13 protein-coding genes are annotated in these 17,646 nt (G+C 47.0%); 11 read left to right on the top strand and 2 right to left on the bottom strand.

Going from position 1 to position 17,646, the window contains the following annotated elements:
• The first annotated feature begins 215 nt into the window (after positions 1-215).
• The gene (gene carA, locus T426_RS0106630) at positions 216-1,301 is read left to right on the top strand and encodes a glutamine-hydrolyzing carbamoyl-phosphate synthase small subunit (RefSeq protein ID WP_027585440.1); all 1,086 of its coding nucleotides are present in this window, start codon (positions 216-218) and stop codon (positions 1,299-1,301) included.
• A 61-nt stretch (positions 1,302-1,362) separates the two neighbouring features.
• Entirely contained in the window at positions 1,363-4,593 is a 3,231-nt protein-coding gene (gene carB / locus T426_RS0106625; protein WP_025863384.1) for a carbamoyl-phosphate synthase (glutamine-hydrolyzing) large subunit, read from the top strand.
• 462 nt (positions 4,594-5,055) lie between these two features.
• Here carB and T426_RS0106620 read toward each other — a convergent pair whose 3' ends face one another.
• The gene (locus tag T426_RS0106620) at positions 5,056-6,063 is read right to left on the bottom strand and encodes a polysaccharide deacetylase family protein (protein ID WP_027585439.1); all 1,008 of its coding nucleotides are present in this window, start codon (positions 6,061-6,063) and stop codon (positions 5,056-5,058) included.
• Between the two features lie 648 nt (positions 6,064-6,711).
• Between T426_RS0106620 and T426_RS0106610 the strand changes: the two genes are divergently transcribed.
• The 9 genes from T426_RS0106610 (at position 6,712) to T426_RS0106570 (ending at position 16,563) form a co-directional block, all read left to right on the top strand.
• Positions 6,712-7,710: an alpha/beta hydrolase family protein gene (locus T426_RS0106610; protein WP_027585438.1), complete on the top strand. Its 999-nt coding sequence runs from the start codon at positions 6,712-6,714 to the stop codon at positions 7,708-7,710.
• A 101-nt stretch (positions 7,711-7,811) separates the two neighbouring features.
• Positions 7,812-8,840, top strand: coding sequence for a metallophosphoesterase family protein (locus tag T426_RS0106605; RefSeq protein WP_025863380.1), 1,029 nt, complete (start codon positions 7,812-7,814; stop codon positions 8,838-8,840).
• Positions 8,841-8,967: 127 nt separating this feature from the next.
• A complete protein-coding gene (locus T426_RS0106600) occupies positions 8,968-9,975 on the top strand; it encodes a CPBP family intramembrane glutamic endopeptidase (protein ID WP_027585436.1) in 1,008 nt (335 codons plus the stop codon).
• Between the two features lie 10 nt (positions 9,976-9,985).
• Positions 9,986-10,909: an ABC transporter ATP-binding protein gene (locus tag T426_RS0106595; protein ID WP_025863378.1), complete on the top strand. Its 924-nt coding sequence runs from the start codon at positions 9,986-9,988 to the stop codon at positions 10,907-10,909.
• 53 nt (positions 10,910-10,962) lie between these two features.
• Entirely contained in the window at positions 10,963-12,297 is a 1,335-nt protein-coding gene (locus T426_RS0106590) for an ABC transporter permease (protein WP_025863377.1), read from the top strand.
• Positions 12,298-12,558: 261 nt separating this feature from the next.
• Entirely contained in the window at positions 12,559-13,470 is a 912-nt protein-coding gene (cysK, locus tag T426_RS0106585) for a cysteine synthase A (protein ID WP_025863376.1), read from the top strand.
• A gap of 203 nt (positions 13,471-13,673) precedes the next feature.
• Positions 13,674-14,600: a Ppx/GppA phosphatase family protein gene (locus T426_RS0106580; protein WP_027585435.1), complete on the top strand. Its 927-nt coding sequence runs from the start codon at positions 13,674-13,676 to the stop codon at positions 14,598-14,600.
• Positions 14,601-14,614: 14 nt separating this feature from the next.
• The gene (locus T426_RS0106575) at positions 14,615-15,772 is read left to right on the top strand and encodes a sigma-54-dependent transcriptional regulator (protein WP_025863375.1); all 1,158 of its coding nucleotides are present in this window, start codon (positions 14,615-14,617) and stop codon (positions 15,770-15,772) included.
• Between the two features lie 59 nt (positions 15,773-15,831).
• Positions 15,832-16,563: a SagB/ThcOx family dehydrogenase gene (locus T426_RS0106570; protein ID WP_244957733.1), complete on the top strand. Its 732-nt coding sequence runs from the start codon at positions 15,832-15,834 to the stop codon at positions 16,561-16,563.
• A 31-nt stretch (positions 16,564-16,594) separates the two neighbouring features.
• Here T426_RS0106570 and T426_RS22975 read toward each other — a convergent pair whose 3' ends face one another.
• Positions 16,595-17,515, bottom strand: coding sequence for a diacylglycerol/lipid kinase family protein (locus T426_RS22975; protein ID WP_025863373.1), 921 nt, complete (start codon positions 17,513-17,515; stop codon positions 16,595-16,597).
• Positions 17,516-17,646 lie beyond the last annotated feature (131 nt).

The following is a 17,646-nucleotide window of genomic DNA, read 5'->3' as shown; positions in this document are numbered from 1 at the left end:
AAAGAGAGGTGAATAATTATTAATTATTTTACATTGAAATTTTGGACTCATTGCAGGAAATAACCTATTTTTGTGCCGTGCAACATGTCTTTAGAATATCAGAAAGACACGCTGAGAAATGCGTTTTTACTGCCGAGTACAAGGCAGTGGAAACGCATTTTTTTTGTCCATACGTTTCGAAAATCATATAAAATCAGCAATAAAATCAACCGGAAATGCAAAACGTGCAGAAAGCAAAACTGATTCTTGAGGACGGGACTGTATTCGAAGGAAAATCATTCGGATACGACAAGTCGGTGGCCGGAGAAGTGGTATTTTACACAGCCATGACGGGTTACCCCGAGAGCCTCACCGATCCTTCCTACACCGGGCAAATCCTGGTATCAACTTACCCCATGATTGGAAACTACGGTGTTCCGAACGACCGGGAAGAAGATGGAATATTCAGGCATTTTGAGTCGGACAAAATCCATGTGAGCGCACTCATCGTGTCGGATTATTCATTTGAATACAGTCACTGGAACGCCATGAAAAGCCTGGGAAACTGGCTGAAGGAAAATAAGGTACCGGGACTGTTTGATATCGACACCCGCGCCCTGACCAAGATTCTCCGGGAAAAGGGTTCGATGCTTGGTAAGATTGTTTTCGATGGCAATCCCATCGATTTTTACGACCCAAACGAGGAAAACCTGGTTTCCCGCGTGAGTACCAATGATGTAGTTACTTACGGAAACGGCGACCACAAAGTGGTTTTGGTCGACTGTGGTGTGAAAAATAACATTATCCGTTGTTTACTGCGACGAAACGCTACCGTTATTAAAGTGCCATGGAATTACGATTTTAACCAGATAGAGTGCGATGGCATATTCCTCTCCAACGGACCCGGCGACCCCGCCATGGTGCAGGAAACTGTCGAGAATGTTGGCAAAGCGATAGACGAAGTAAAACCCATTATGGGTATCTGCCTGGGTAATCAGCTGCTCGGACGCGCTGCCGGAGCCGATACCTATAAATTGAAATACGGTCACCGAAGCCACAACCAGCCGGTTTTGCTTACCGGAACCGATAAATGTTACATCACTTCACAGAACCACGGTTTTGCCATCGACGACAATACCTTGCCGGATGACTGGGAACCAATGTTTGTGAACGTGAATGATCAGACCAATGAAGGGATTCGTCACAAAACAAAACCCTTCTTCTCTACGCAGTTCCACCCCGAGGCCTCTTCCGGTCCGGTGGATACGGAATTTCTCTTTGATGATTTTATTGACAACATCAAAAAGTACAAAAAGCAATGAACCGGCCGAATGAAGCAGGTACTCTGACTTGTTCATTCATCATTCAAAACGACTGAAAATCATGCTCAACAAAGATATCAAGAAAGTAATTGTCCTCGGTTCGGGGGCACTGAAAATTGGAGAAGCCGGCGAATTTGACTATTCCGGTTCGCAGGCACTCAAAGCGCTAAAAGAGGAAGGTGTAGAGACCGTTCTGATCAATCCGAATATCGCCACGATTCAAACATCGGAGAACATTGCCGACAAGGTGTATTTCCTTCCGGTAACGGCGAAATTTGTGGAAGAGGTCATCAAAAAGGAAAACCCCGACGGTATTCTGCTCGCCTTTGGTGGACAGACGGCGCTCAACTGCGGTGTCGATTTGTTCCGTGGTGGCATCCTCGAAAAATACAACGTCAAAGTGGTCGGTACGCCGGTGCAATCCATTATTAATACCGAAGACCGGGAGATTTTTGCCGGCATTCTGGGCGAAATTAATGTCAAAACACCGCGAAGCGTTGCCTGCTCAACCATTCAGGAAGCACGGGCTGCCGCCGAAAAACTGGGATTCCCCCTCATTATCCGGGCTGCCTATACATTGGGAGGCATGGGCTCAGGTTTCAGTTCCAACATGGACGAACTGAACAAACTGGCTGATAACGCCTTCTCCTATTCTCCCCAAATCCTGGTGGAAGAGTCACTAAAAGGCTGGAAAGAGGTGGAGTACGAAGTGGTTCGCGACCGTTTCGACAACTGCATCACTGTGTGTAACATGGAAAACTTCGACCCGCTGGGAATTCACACCGGTGAGTCGATTGTGGTGGCACCTTCACAAACACTTTCCAACGCCGAATACCACAAGCTGCGCGAACTCTCTATCAAAATCATTCGGAAAATCGGAGTGGTTGGCGAGTGTAACGTTCAGTTTGCGCTAGACCCGAACTCGGAAGATTACCGCGTGATTGAAGTGAACGCCCGTCTGTCACGCTCATCAGCGCTGGCGTCCAAAGCAACCGGTTATCCGCTGGCTTTTGTAGCTGCTAAGCTCGGACTGGGCTACGGCTTGCACGAGCTAAAAAACGCCGTGACCAAAGTTACCACCGCCGCTTTTGAACCGGCACTCGACTATGTGGTGGTGAAGATTCCGCGCTGGGACTTGACCAAATTCTCCGGCGTATCGAAGAACCTCGGTTCGAGCATGAAGTCGGTTGGTGAGATTATGGCCATTGGCCGTTCCTTCGAAGAAGCCATCCAGAAAGGTATCCGAATGGTTGGCCTGGGCATGCACGGCTTTGTAGCCAACAGCGGGCAGGCGAAAATCGACGATGTGGAGAGCGAACTGCAACAACCCACCGACCGTCGTATTTTCGCTATCGCGGAAGCATTCCATCACGGTCATTCCGTAGATAAGGTTTGGGAAATGACCCGCATCGACAAGTGGTTCCTGCAGAAGCTGAACAATATTTACACCCTTCGTAACGAACTGGAGAAAATCAACAAGCTGGAAGACATCCCCTATGACATGCTCTTGCTGGCTAAAAAGCAAGGTTATTCCGACTTCCAGATCGCACGCCTCGTTTTGAAAAGCCCCGATGAGGAGATAAACGGCGGCTTGCTGAAGGTGCGCGAATACCGGAAAAAACTGGGCATCGTTCCTTACGTGAAACAGATTGACACCCTGGCGGGCGAATACCCGGCTCAGACCAATTACCTGTACATGACGTACAACGGGTCGGAGCACGATATCACCTTCCAGCATGATAATCAATCGGTGATTGTGCTCGGTTCGGGTGCATACCGGATTGGTTCGTCAGTGGAATTCGACTGGTGTTCAGTGAATGCCATCAACACCATCCGGAAGGAAAAGTACCGCGCCATCATGATCAATTACAACCCGGAAACAGTGTCGACCGATTACGATACCTGCGACCGGCTCTACTTTGACGAGCTCACCTTCGAGCGCGTGATGGACATCGTGGAACTGGAACAGCCCAAAGGAACCATTCTTTCTATGGGTGGTCAGATTCCGAACAACCTGGCCATGCGTCTGCATCGACAGGATGTCCCGATTTTGGGAACCACGGCAGAGAAAATTGATAATGCCGAAGACCGGAATAAATTCTCGGCCATGCTCGACCGTCTGGGCGTTGACCAACCCCGTTGGAATCAGCTGACAACCATTGAGGATATTTACAAGTTTGTGGATGAAGTTGGCTTCCCGGTATTGATTCGTCCTTCGTACGTGCTGTCGGGCGCGGCCATGAACGTGGTGTCAAACAAGGACCAACTGCAACACTTCCTGGAACTAGCTGCTCACGTTTCGAAAGAGCATCCTGTGGTAGTTTCCGAATTCATTGAGAATGCCAAGGAGATTGAAATGGATGCCGTGGCCAAAGACGGAGAAATGGTGGCTTATGCCATTTCGGAACACGTGGAATTTGCCGGGGTACACTCCGGCGATGCGACCATCGTCTTCCCGCCGCAGAAATTGTACGTGGAGACCATCCGCCGCATCAAGAAGATTTCGCGCCAGATTGCCGAAGCACTGGAAATTACCGGCCCGTTCAACATGCAATTCCTGGCCAAGGATAACGACATCAAAGTAATTGAGTGTAACCTGAGGGCCTCCCGCTCCTTCCCGTTTGTTTCGAAGGTACTGAAGACAAACCTGATTGAGATTGCGACCCAGGCCATGCTCGATGTTCCATTCGAGAAGCCTGACAAATCGCTGTTCGAGCTGGATTACGTGGGAGTGAAAGCGCCGCAGTTCTCGTTCCACCGGTTGCTGAATGCAGACCCGGTGCTGGGCGTGGACATGTCCTCAACCGGTGAAGTAGGCTGTATCGGAGAGAACTTCTACGAAGCGCTGCTGAAATCGATGCTTTCGGTGGGTTACCGCGTTCCGAAAAAGAGCATCCTGATTTCGTCGGGACCAACCCGCGGAAAAGTGGAGCTGCTGAATAGCGCCCGTATGCTGAAGGAACGTGGTTTTACCATTTATTCAACCGGTGGAACACACAAATTCTTCCTTGACAACGGTATCCAAACGGAACTGGCCTACTGGCCCGATGAGGAGGACCAGAGCCCGAACACGCTGGAGCTGATTCGCGACAAGAAAGTGGAAATGGTGATTAACATCCCGAAAAACCACACCAAACGCGAGCTGTCGAATGGTTACCAAATCCGGAGAAACGCTGTCGATTTCAATATTCCGCTTATCACCAATGCGCGGGTGGCCAGTGCCTTCATTTATGCTTTTACGAAAATGACGGAGGAGGATATTGTCATCAAATCGTGGAACGAATACAAGTAAAGCACAACTCCATAAATTAAACAAAGGCTGTCTCAAACGTGCATGGCACAATTGGGGCAGCCTTGTTGGTTATTAGGCTTCTGCTTATCATCCAAGAGGCCTAGCCCTGAAATCTTCGTAGCAAGTTTGATTTAGTGGTAGATGAGGAGCGCAGCCCTGACGTCTATTCATTTTCATGCCATTCAAATTAGTAATTTTTCACCATAACCTAAATTTCACCCATTGGAGGTTTGTGAAATTCCCAGGCGGCGGCGAGTGAACGTTTTCGCGGTTGTGAATGACATGGACGGTGAAACCTGAAGGCCTTTAGCATTTACTAATGGCTCCCCTGGCAAAAAAGGGAAGCTTTTAGCATTTACTAATTACTTCGCTGCAGGAAAGTGAGGCTTTTAGCATTTACTAACGGCCCCCCTGGCAAAAAGTCGGGCTTTGCGCATTTGTTAACAGCGTCGCTGGAAAAATTTACTCGTGGAATTCGTCTCTCACGGTCTCGCGAAGATCATATAGCAGCCATTGCTTTTTCATCACGGCGCTGCGGTCGGTTTGCAGAAGTTTCAGAAAGTCCTTCACCCCTACTGGTTCGTTGCCGTTGCCGTGAATCAGCACAATGCTTCCGGCGGCGGCGGGTTGCCCCTTGGCTAACCAGGCATCGCTGCCAATGGGAATCAGGCCGTAGCCAAGAACATGGTCCACCACCCGGTGCTCGGACACTAATCCGGGAAACCGGAAAAACACGGAAAAGAGCAACCCCTTCTGCAGCATGGCGATTTCGGTTTGCAGTATCTCTAAATTGAGGTTGGTGTTGGGCTCCAGCAAAAAGTTCCGGGTGAGCGGCACGTGCGGATTGTAGTGATGGTTGTAGGTATGGTTAATCCAGGTGACAGCAATATCGCCCTCTGCATTCAGCTCTTTCAGCCAGGCAATGTCCGCCGGGTGCGTCAGCATAAACCGGCCGGTTACCGACAGGGCCACCGGAACGGGTTTCTCGGTTTTGGCGAATTCCGAAATCAGCGAAGTAAAAATCACCCGGTCGAGCGGGCGGTGCGACGGACACAAATCGACGGTTAATGTGATGCCCTTTTCTTCCGGGAAACCGTGAATAATACCGGCATCCTGTAAGGCAAAGGATTGCTTTTCGGCAGATTGGATGGCCCTGATGTAGGGCGTGTTTTTGTAGTTAACCCGTATCTGCGGCCAGCTAAGCGGCCTGACAAGGATATGCCGGCCCGGAACGATCATCGTTTCGAGGCTGTTGGGGTCAACACCGATGTAAAACGGTTGCCCCGACTGATCATACTTCCGGATAATGATTACTTGTTTTTGCAGGTAATCGCCTGCCCCGTACCAGGCTTTGTAATTGCTGATTTTACTCAGCGCTGCTGCCTTCGCGTTACCGTGAACGAAAAGCATCATCATCAATAGTCCTGCGAAAAGGAAGGACCTTGATTTTTTGTCAAAAACTTGCTCCATCTGTGTACTGAAAGAACCTGTCTGTTTATTTCTCTCCCCCGACACTGCTCGACTCACTGCGGGTGGCCAAATATACTCAAATAGCCGATCGGAAATCATCGGGAAACATTATTTAACAGGGCCCTGAAGGCATGCAAACACCTGCCTGAGGAAAGTCTGTTTCATGGGAGTAGTCCCAAAGCTTCGCTGGTGAAAAGTGGTGGCTTGGGAGTTGTCCCAAAACGTCCCCAACGGAAAAGTGAGCCTTTGGGAGTAGTCCCAAAGCTTCCCTGACAAAAAAGTGGTGGTTTGGGAGTAGTCCCAAAGCTTCTCCAACCGAAAAGTCGGGCGTTGGGAGTTGTCCCAAGCCTTCGCTGACGAGAAGTGAGTGTTTGGGAGTTGTCCCATGAATTCCCTCATAAGGAGTCCTCTATAATTTATACGGCATTTTTCCCGGTAGGAAAACGTAACTTAACCCTGTCGCTTTATAATAATCGTTCAATTGAGTAACTGACATTTCGGATATAAATATGTAAAACAATCGATAATATGTCTGGTCAGAATATTGAACATCCGGGTTAATTTTCCTAAACTTGCAAGCGAACTTAACCGTCGGACAAACAATTAACTGTATCGGGTCCAGGCACTGAACCGCAAAAACTTGTATTTATGAAGATTTGGTATTCCTTACTCGCTGTGTTGATTCTCTTTTCGGCATGTAGCCATAAAAAGTCGCATAAGCTGAAACACATTCCATCGTTGCAGACTATTGACAAACCATACGGCCAGCTAACGAAACTGGAAGCCGATACAACCAACGTAAGGGATTGGCCATTTCTGGTTTATACTCCGTCTGAAGAACGTATTAAGAACGAAACGCCCACTATTTTATTTGTCCCGAATAACTCAGGAAAAGCCAGCGATAATTTCGAGTGGCAGGCCAAGCAAGCCATTAAGCGGGCCCGCCGCGAAGCACCGGAGCTGACCGAACAACTTCCGGTTATTTATGTAACTTCTATTTTTCCGCGCCCGTTGGAATACGAGCAGTGGAGAATCTATACACATGCCCTCGACCGCGATGTGATGACCACCGAGCACCAGGCTCTGTCGCGCTTGGATTTGCAGACTATCGAAGCCATTAATGAAATTAAAGACATTCTGAAAAAGCGTTGGAACATTAAAACCGATCCGAAGATTGCCGTCCTGGGTTTCTCGGCTGCCGGTATGTTTGCCAACCGGTTCACCGCGCTGCACCCAGCGATGGTGAAAGCTGCCGTAGTAGGTTCACCCGGTGGCTGGCCTATTGCACCGCAAGGCGAATGGAAAGGAAAAGCATTGCGCTACCCGGTAGGTACGGCCGATTTCAAGGAGCTCACCGGTAAACCATTCGATCTGGAGGCTTTCCAAAAAATTCCGATGTTATTCTTTATCGGCAGCGATGATACCAATGATGCAGTACCTTATGACGATGGTTACGACAAGGCCGACCAGGAGCTGATTTATTCCCTTTTCGGGAAAGACATGCAACAACGCTGGGCCGAATCGGAAAAACTCTACCAAGCGGACAGTACCAATGCAACATTTAAAACCTACGAAGGTGTTGGTCATAAGGTAACCGACCAAATGAAGGAGGATGCTATTTTATTCCTGAAGAAAAATCTTCAGTAGTTTGTTATATTTGAACACCTGACTTTTCCGGCTATTACCTAACAAAGGAGCGGTTTTAAAATTGCTGCTCCCGAATATTTTTTTGACAAAAAGTACAGGTTATGGCACTCAAAAAACGTAATTTCCTCAGAACCTCTGCCCTGATGGTGGGTTTACTGACCATCGTTTCATCCATGCAGTCATGCAGCTCGGGGCGCCGCCCGGAGAATGTTTCATTTGCCGTTTGCTCGGGAGTAAATGCCGATGTCATACCGGATGCTGCGACACGGCTAAAGGATTTTGTCAAAGCCGCGGAAAAAAATCACGTCGACTTTATCATTTCACTGGGCGCGTTCTGCCCGCCCAAGCCCGAGTACAAGGAATTTATCAATATCTGGAACAGTTTTGATGGCGATACATACCAGGTTCTCGGAGAGCACGACCTGGATGAAGCAACCAAAAACGATTTTGTCCGCTTTACCGATATGCCATCGAACTATTACGCGTTCGAAAAAGGCAATATCCATTTCATTGTGCTTGACACCAACTACCTTTTTTTCCGGAATGAATACATCGATTATAACCACGGGAACTTTTACGACGAAGTAAAAAAAGGGGTGAATTACGTTAGTCCGAAAGAGTTGGATTGGCTGAAAAAGGAGTTGAAACGCTCGAATCTCACCACCATCATTTTCTCGCACCAAAGTCTGGAAGATCCCAACGGCTGCGCCAATGGCGCTGATGTCCGGAAAATTCTGGACGAAGCCAATAAAGAGGCGGGTTACACTAAAGTGGTGGCGGCTTTCAGCGGGCACGACGGCACTGATGTTGAAAAAACCATCAACGGCATCCACTACATTCGCATCAATAGTATGTCGTACCGTTGGGCAGGCGAAGACTATCAGAGTAGCAAACATTACCCGGCAGCTGTCGACCATAATTTCCCACTGGCGAAGTTCACGCTTCCCTACAAAGATCCACTATATGGCATCGTGAAAATTACGCCGGGAAAACTGATGCTCACTGGCAGAAAAACCAGCTTTATTCCGCCCGAGCCGGCCAACCTGGGCGTTCCATATATGCTCAATGGCTCACCGGTAACTCCGGAAATTTCAAATAGACAATTTACGTGGGGAAAACAGAAAAAATAACTTCACGTTGTACCAAAATCGGGAAATAAATTCATTTTTTCAGTAAAAATCCACGAAAGATCTGTAACTATTTGGGAAGTGAATGAACCAATGTAAATGGAATTGCATTCACTAAACTTAATGAACTGTGGACTTTTTTAATTACGCTTTCCAGGGGAGAACCAGGTTCCGCTACTGGTTACTCATGTTTCTGCTGCTCTTTATCTTTGCAGAAGTACTGGGTTCTATCCCGTTTATCGCGGTTATGGCGATTCAGGCGATGCGTGGTGTCCACTTGCACTACTCTGCCGATAACCCGATGGATTTAACCGGACTGGGTATCTCCGGAAGCTTCGGTATTCTGCTGGCCATGATGCCTTTTGTTCTGGGTTTTGTGGCTTTCGTTATTTTCATGAAACCGGTACATCAGCGTCCGTTCCAAACACTCCTGACCGGCGCCAGCCGCTTTCGCTGGAACCGCTTCGGTTGGGCCGCACTGGTGTGGTTCGCTTTGCTTTCGGCCTATTCGCTGGTAGCTCACCTAACGGGAATCGAAACGTTCCAATGGAATTTCAATCCGAATGGATTTATCGGACTCATCCTGGTTGCCATCGTCATTATTCCCTTGCAAACAGGCTTCGAGGAAGTGCTTTTCCGCGGCTACCTGATGCAGGGATTTGCCCGGTTAACCCTCACCCGCTGGGTCCCGCTGATTGTGACTACCCTGATTTTCGGAAGTCTTCATTTTGCTAATCCGGAAGTCAAAGAATACGGAGCCTGGATGGTGATGCCGCAATATCTTTGGTTTGGTTTGTTCTTTGGCATCTGCACCATCATGGACAACGGGCTAGAACTGGCGTGGGGCGCTCACACCATCAACAATATTTTCGGAACACTATTCGTCACGCAGGAAGCCAGCGCCATTCCAACCAAAGCCCTTTTCTCGATTACCAAATACAGCCCTTCGTTCGATATTCTGGCACTTGTAGCCATTTCGGCGGTTTTTATTTGGCTTGCCGCGAAGCGATACCAATGGGCGAAGTTTTCACTTCTCTTTAAAAGAATTCATTTACCTTTAACTGAGTATAATCAAAACGAAATCATAGCCGAACCTGAAATTCAGCCGGCCAAATCAATTGACAGTTCATCTTATTAACCTTAAAACCATGGAATTATTTTCAGCGCATGATGTTGTAAAAAACTACAACAAATTCCGGGCTCTGTCTGAGGTCAATATTTCTGTAGCCGAAGGAAGCATCTTCGGATTGCTGGGACCTAACGGAGCCGGAAAAACGACACTGATACGCATTATCAACCAGATTACCGCACCCGACAGTGGCAAACTGGAGTTCAAAGGACGCCCGCTCAAAGCGGAAGACGTTTTCCGGATTGGTTACCTGCCAGAAGAACGCGGCCTGTATAAAAAAATGAAAGTGGGCGAACAGGCGCTTTACCTGGCCCAACTGAAAGGCATGAGTCGCCGCGATGCCATGAAGCAACTAAAATACTGGTTCGAAAAATTCGATATTACTCCCTGGTGGGACAAAAAAGTGATGGAGCTCTCGAAAGGGATGCAGCAAAAAGTGCAGTTCATTTGCACAGTTCTTCATCAACCCGAGTTGCTCATTTTCGATGAGCCATTCAGTGGTTTCGACCCCATCAATGCCGATTTGCTGAAGAATGAAATCCTGAAGCTGCGAGACAAAGGCGCGACCATTATTTTCTCTACGCACAACATGGCTTCGGTTGAAGAGCTGTGCGACCACATCGCGTTAATCGATAAATCGAAGAAAATACTGGACGGCCCAACCCAGGAAATACGCCAGCAATACAAGTCAAATATTTTCGAAGTGGAATACCGGGGCGATTACGAAAGCCTGACCAGGAATCTGGGTAACGCTTATCAAATTCTGCGCAACGAACCTTCGGAAACAGCACACAAACTCGCCGTGCAATTCGTCAATGGCAGTACACCCAATGAATTGCTCCGTGGCTTACTCGAACATGTTGAAATTCTTTCGTTCAACGAAATTATTCCCAGCATGAATGATGTCTTCATTAAAGTCGTCACCGAGAATAAGCCAAATTAATCCAGGTGTCTGTTAACAGTTCCACAAATTCCAATCACAGAAAAACATTGACTATGAAAAAAGTTGGTATTATTATAAAAAGAGAATACAACACACGGGTTAAAAAGAAGTCGTTCATTATTCTAACCCTGCTTATGCCGGTACTTTTTGCCGCCGTAACCATTCTGCCTACCTACCTGGCAACCATGAATGATACCGAAGAACGTACAGTTGCCGTATATGATGGCTCCGGCATATTTCTTGGAAGACTCGAGAGTACTGAATACACAAAATTTCATTTTATTCCGAAGGAAGAGTACGACAAACTGCGCGATAATCTGAAAGATTCGAAGTATTACGCCATTTTGGCTATTCCGCCGAGTGTAGTCACCACTAACAATGTCGAGCTCCTTTCGGAGAAGAATGTTCCCTTCGATTTAAAAAACAATATTGACCACAATCTTTCCAGCATTCTGGAAAAAGATAAACGCTCGGCCTTATTGAAAGAAGCAGCAGTACCCGATCTGGAGCAAAAACTGGAAGCCGCGAGGACCAATATCCACGTGAATACCATTCGCATAGGCGACAAAGGTGAAGAGCACAAGAGTTCCACCGAAATTGCGATGGTGCTCGGGTATATTTTCGGGTTCATGATTTACATTTTCATTTTCATCTACGGTACCATGGTCATGCGTGGCGTGATGGAAGAGAAGCAGAACCGAATCGTAGAAGTGATTATCTCCAGCGTAAAACCCTTCGAGTTGATGATGGGTAAAATTGTCGGTATTGCACTGGTCGGGCTCACGCAGTTTGCCATTTGGGTGGTGCTGTTTATCGGGATCTTCCAAGCAGCCAAAGGCTTCATTCCTGATATGTCACCCGAGCAGGCGCAAAATCTCATGGCGCAAAGCCAAATGAGTGGCCAGATGGAAAACGTTGCTCAAAGCAGTCAGATGCAGGAAATCTTTTCCATGATGAGCAGCATTAATTTCCCGTTAATCATCGGTTGTTTCTTCTTCTTCTTTATCGGCGGCTATCTTTTGTACAGCTCGTTGTTCGGTGCCGTGGGTTCGGCAATCGATTCCGAAGAAGATGCGCAACAATTTACCCTTCCGGTGACCATACCGCTCATCATCGCTATCATTGTTATGATGAATGCCATTACGAATCCGGAAGGACCAATTGCATTCTGGTTTAGCCTGATACCATTTACTTCGCCGGTGGTTATGATGGTACGAATACCATTTGGTGTTCCTGCCTGGGAACTGATTCTATCAATGGTATTGCTGGTTGCTACGTTCATCGGAACCGTTTGGGTAGCCGGAAAGATTTACCGTACGGGTATTCTGATGTATGGCAAGAAACCTACCTGGAAAGAGTTGGGCAAATGGCTAACGTACAGAAGTTAAAAGCGAATATCTATTAATTAATATAAAATTGACCCGACCTATTCGGATAACTTTATCCGAAATATCGTATATTTGTATTAGCATGAATATTCAAAAATGCCATATGTGCAATTGTTGTACCTGTTATACCGCTATCAGGGAGGATATTCTATGCACAAGCTGATTCTGATTTTTTAGTTCCATAGACAAAGCCTTCCCGAACCGGGAAGGCTTTTTTTTGTTCAATTATACTGTTACATCATAACCAATTTCACACGAATTATGAAAGTTAAAACTATTCTCGAAACCATTGGTAATACGCCGCATGTGCGTATTAACAACCTTTATCCCGACGATTACGAAGTATACGTCAAAGTGGAGAAAACCAATCCGGGAGGAAGTATTAAGGACCGGATTGCGCTACAGATGATTAACGATGCCGAAGAAAGAGGATTGCTGAATCCCGATAGCATCATTATCGAACCGACTTCCGGAAACACCGGTATTGGACTGGCTTTAGTAGCTGCTGTAAAAAAGTACAAGCTTATTTTGGTGATGCCCGAGTCCATGTCTGTCGAACGCCGCCGCATTTTAAAAGCGTACGGTGCCCAACTCGACCTGACCCCGAAAGAACAGGGAATGAAAGGTGCCATCAACCGCGCAAAAGAGCTGGCAGAACAAAATCCCGGTTCGTTCATCCCATCCCAGTTCGATAATCCGGCCAACATACAGGCACATGTCGAGTTCACAGCCAAAGAAATTTTATCCGACTTCCCGGAAGGAATCGATTACCTGATTACCGGCGTAGGAACCGGCGGACACATTTCCGGTGTTTCGGCAGAGCTGAAAAAACGTTTCCCCGATATGCAAACCTTTGCGGTTGAACCGGAAACTTCACCGGTTATTTCGGGCGGAGCCCCGGGACCGCACCCTATTCAGGGAATTGGTGCCGGTTTCATTCCGGAAAACCTGAAAACGGAAACACTCGATGGAACCATCCAGGTATCCAAAGACGAGGCATTTGAGTTTGCGCAGAAAGCTGCGGCTGAAGAAGGCCTTCTGGTCGGAATTTCTTCCGGCGCATCACTGGCCGCTATCAACAAGAAAATCCAGGAACTTCCGAAAGGTAGCCGTATTCTGACATTCTCTTACGACACCGGTGAACGTTACTTGTCTGTTGACGGATTATTTTAATTCAGAATATTTTACATCGAAAAAGAGGATGGCAACAAGCTGTCCTCTTTTTATTTGGTAGTCATGCATATCAACTACACACCTTGATTCTCCTTGCTTTTCGGTAACAACATTGCTAATTTTCGTATATCTTTCCGTACCGTAACCGGACAAACCGGCAGATAAATGTCAATAATAAACAGCTAAGCATAAAACAGCCCGCAATGAGCAGAAAAGCCATTATCGATCTGGGAACCAATACCTGCAATCTTTTAATAGCAGAGTCACTCGCCGATGGTGAATTTGTCACATTATACGAAGGCAAGGAAGTCGTGAAACTCGGCCTGGGTGGTATCCATAAAGAACTGCTGACTTCCGATGCCATCGAACGGGGGTTAAATGCGTTACACAAACATGCTCTCACCATCAACGAACATCGGGTTAAAGACGTAAAGATCTTTGCCACATCAGCACTCCGGGGTGCCGAGAACCGCGATACTTTCCTTGAGGCTGTTTGGACAAAACTGGGCTGGGAAGTCGAAATCATTGACGGTGACCGCGAGGCTGAACTTATTTTCAAAGGCGTGAACCTTTCCCTTTCGGTTGACAGAGAAACAGTCTTAATCCTTGATATCGGTGGCGGGAGCAACGAATTTATTCTTTCGCATGGAAATAACATCTTGTGGAAACAAAGCTTCAACATTGGGATAGCCCGGGTACTGGAAATTTTCACCCCTTCCGATCCGTTACACCCCGAAGAAATTGCAAAAATGGAGCGATGGTTCGAAGATGAATTGGCCATGTTGTGGCATGCATGCGAAAATCATCGCCCCGATATCCTGGTTGGTTGTTCCGGTGCGTTCGATACATTTACCGATTTATACGAGGAAGTCGAGCCGGAAAGTAATTACCGCACCGCTTCTCTTTTACCGGTTGGTGCTTTTCAAAAAATTCATGAAACGCTAAAAGTCTCAACCCTCGACGAACGACAAAAAATGAGAGGAATGGACCCTATGCGTGTCGAAATGATTGTGGTTGCCTCGGTATTCGTTAACTTTGTGCTGCGCAAACTGGACATCAGTCGGATGTACCAGTCGCATTTCTCCTTAAAGGAAGGTGCCATGCATGAAATTATGTCCAACAAAATCTGAATCCTGAAAATATTATGTCTAAAATTCTGGTCATTGACGACGAACGAAGCATCCGTAACACCATGAAAGATATCCTTGGCTTTGAAGGATATACTGTTGATTTGGCCGAAAATGGCCCGGAAGGTATCGAGCTGGTGAAAGCCAACGAGTACGATACTATTTTCTGCGATATTAAAATGCCGGAGATGGACGGTATTGAAGTGCTACAACGCATCATGGAGATGCGGGCAGATGCTACGGTGATCATGATTTCAGGACACGGCAATATCGATACTGCCGTTGATTCCATCAAAAAAGGCGCTTACGATTTCATCGAAAAGCCACTCGACCTCAATCGGTTACTAATTACCATCCGCAATGCCAGCGATAAAACCAATCTTGTTCAGGAAACCAAAGTCTTGAAACAAAAGGTCGATAAGCAGTACCAAATTGTTGGCGAGTCGGAAGCCATTTCACGCGTGGTTGACATGACAGACCGGGTTGCTCCCACCGAAGCACGTGTTTTGATAACGGGAAGTAACGGAACCGGAAAAGAGTTGGTTGCACGCCGATTGCACGAGAATTCCGCCAGAGCCCAGGGCCCGTTTGTGGAAGTGAATTGTGCCGCCATTCCTTCGGAGCTAATCGAAAGTGAACTGTTCGGCCACGAAAAGGGTGCGTTTACCTCAGCCAACAAACAACGAATAGGAAAATTCGAACAAGCCAACGGCGGAACACTTTTCCTTGACGAAATTGGTGACATGAGCCTTTCGGCGCAAGCCAAAGTTTTACGTGCTTTACAGGAAAACATTGTTTCCCGCGTAGGCGGAGACAAGCAGATAAAAGTAGATGTACGGGTAGTCGCAGCTACCAATAAAAACCTTCAGGAAGAAATTGAAAAAGGAAATTTCCGGGAAGATTTGTATCACCGAATCAGCGTAATACTCATTCACGTCCCTGCGCTCGAAGAGCGAAAAGAAGACATTCCGATATTAGCTGAGCATTTCAACGGCCAAATTTGTGCTGAATATGGCCAGCAACCAAAAACGATTACCGAAGAAGCCATCGAGGAATTGAAAAACAAAAAGTGGACCGGCAACATCCGGGAATTCCGGAATGTCATCGAACGATTAATCATTCTTTGTGATAAAGTTATCACAGACGAAGACGTTCGTATGTACGGAGGCAATTGATTTTTTCCTTAAATTCAATTGATTAGAAGTTCGTAACAAACCATATAATCAATTGACTTATGAAACGAGCATGTTCCATAGACACAAACACAGATGAATATTTCAAGTGCGAGTTCCATCCGGCCATTAAAAAATTATACTATACACGGATGAAACGATTGCTTTTCACCATTCTCATCCTATTGGCCGGAATGCCTTGTGTATTCAGCCAGGATATTCAGCTTCCCGAACCGGACAAGACCGGAGGTATGCCTTTGATGGAAGCGCTTGCCAACCGGCATTCAACCCGCGAATTCACTGCCAATGAGATCGCTCCACAAATGTTATCTGACCTGCTGTGGGCTGCATGGGGAGTCAACCGCAAAAACGGGAAACGTACCGCCCCCTCCGCCATGAACAGGCAGGAAATTGACATCTACGTCGCCACACCCAAAGGGCTTTACCTGTACAATGCTATGACCAATCGACTGAAGACCGTCCTGACCGGTGACATCAGAGCATTGTGTGGTATGCAGCCCTATGTAGCAACTGCTCCGCTGAATCTTATTTACGTCGCTGATCTCGATAGGTTGATGCTCGACGATTTCAAGGATGCACCTTCGGATACATATGCCAATTGTGGTTTTATCGCCCAGAATGTTTATCTCTTCTGTGCTTCCAGCGGATTGGGCTGTGTTGTGCGTGCTTCTATCGACAAAGAATCATTGGGTAAAAAAATGAAATTAAGGCCGCATCAGAAAATTCTGTTGGGACAAACCATCGGTTACCCGGGAGAAGCAAAAGAAGAATAGCTATTTATCAACACTTTAAAACTTCATCAGTTTATCCAGCGAAAGAAAGGCCAGCAACCTTTCTGATGCTTCCGGGGACAAGGATATTCAATGACTTTCCATCCACCGAAAGTTGAAGAGGCTGGTTATTGATTATCGGTTCGCCGTCTACCTGGTAGCCCAAAGTTTCGCCTTCAATCAGAATTTCTTTTCCCTGATGATATTCGCAATACTTCGAACGATCGAGCTGGCCATTAAATAGACGTAGTGCCAAATCTGGTGCCACACCTACCGGGAATGGCTTCAGGATGCAGATATCCAATAAAGCGTCGTCGATTTTGGCCCGCGGAGCGATGTAGGCATTATTTCCAAATTGGGATGTATTGGCCACCGTTACCACGAAAGCTTTTCTTCTGAACGTCTTTTCATCGATGGTTATCCGGTACCAATGTGGTTGGTATGCCATAAAGTCACGGAGCACATGGGCCACATACGGAAGCGGCCCGCGTAATTTACTTTTGGCAAAACGTCCGGCTATATGCGCATCGAATCCCACACCGCAAACGTTCACAAATCGGCGACCATTAACTTTTCCCGTATCGATGATTCTCAGATGACTGGCAACCATCTCTTTTAAAGCACGCGCAGGCCACATTGAGAGTCCCAACTCACGTCCCAGCGCATTGCCTGAACCGGCAGGTATCAGAGCGAACAGCTTTTCTGTGCCGGCTACAGCCGAAATCACTTCGTTTACCGTTCCGTCACCGCCAACTGCCACGAAAACATCAAACCGCTCCCAATTTTCCCTTACCAGACGTGACGCATCGCCCCGACCGGTTGTAAAACAGGTTTCAACAATAACATCCATTTCACCAAACACGCGCATTATCATTTCGGGAAAATACTTTTTCCCGCCGATGCCAGCTACCGGATTGATGATGAATAGGTAACGATAGTTTGATTTTTCAGTCATCCTTTTGTTTTCATTAACAAAAGTAACCTTTTCGTTTTTCCGGCAGACCGGACAACCAGATATTTCTTTCCACTTTATTTCGTGTATTAGGGCAGTTTGTATTGCTTTTTAGTTGCCAAATCTTATTTTTA

Origin of the sequence: Prolixibacter bellariivorans ATCC BAA-1284, from assembly GCF_000621705.1 — a bacterium.
Taxonomy (GTDB): Bacteria; Bacteroidota; Bacteroidia; order Bacteroidales; family Prolixibacteraceae; genus Prolixibacter; species Prolixibacter bellariivorans.
Note: the sequence above shows the minus strand (reverse complement) of the source record. Positions and strands in the feature narration are given on the sequence as shown.

Bases quoted from the DNA above. Each gene is read 5' to 3' on its own strand.
- T426_RS0106605 (WP_025863380.1), top strand. From the start codon at position 7,812: ATGGCACTCAAAAAACGTAATTTCCTCAGAACCTCTGCCCTGATGGTG.
- T426_RS0106620 (WP_027585439.1), bottom strand. From the start codon at position 6,063: ATGGAGCAAGTTTTTGACAAAAAATCAAGGTCCTTCCTTTTCGCAGGA.
- T426_RS22975 (WP_025863373.1), bottom strand. From the start codon at position 17,515: ATGACTGAAAAATCAAACTATCGTTACCTATTCATCATCAATCCGGTA.
- carB (WP_025863384.1), top strand. From the start codon at position 1,363: ATGCTCAACAAAGATATCAAGAAAGTAATTGTCCTCGGTTCGGGGGCA.
- carA (WP_027585440.1), top strand. From the start codon at position 216: ATGCAAAACGTGCAGAAAGCAAAACTGATTCTTGAGGACGGGACTGTA.
- T426_RS0106580 (WP_027585435.1), top strand. From the start codon at position 13,674: ATGAGCAGAAAAGCCATTATCGATCTGGGAACCAATACCTGCAATCTT.
- T426_RS0106570 (WP_244957733.1), top strand. From the start codon at position 15,832: ATGAAACGAGCATGTTCCATAGACACAAACACAGATGAATATTTCAAG.
- T426_RS0106575 (WP_025863375.1), top strand. From the start codon at position 14,615: ATGTCTAAAATTCTGGTCATTGACGACGAACGAAGCATCCGTAACACC.
- T426_RS0106590 (WP_025863377.1), top strand. From the start codon at position 10,963: ATGAAAAAAGTTGGTATTATTATAAAAAGAGAATACAACACACGGGTT.
- cysK (WP_025863376.1), top strand. From the start codon at position 12,559: ATGAAAGTTAAAACTATTCTCGAAACCATTGGTAATACGCCGCATGTG.
- T426_RS0106595 (WP_025863378.1), top strand. From the start codon at position 9,986: ATGGAATTATTTTCAGCGCATGATGTTGTAAAAAACTACAACAAATTC.
- T426_RS0106610 (WP_027585438.1), top strand. From the start codon at position 6,712: ATGAAGATTTGGTATTCCTTACTCGCTGTGTTGATTCTCTTTTCGGCA.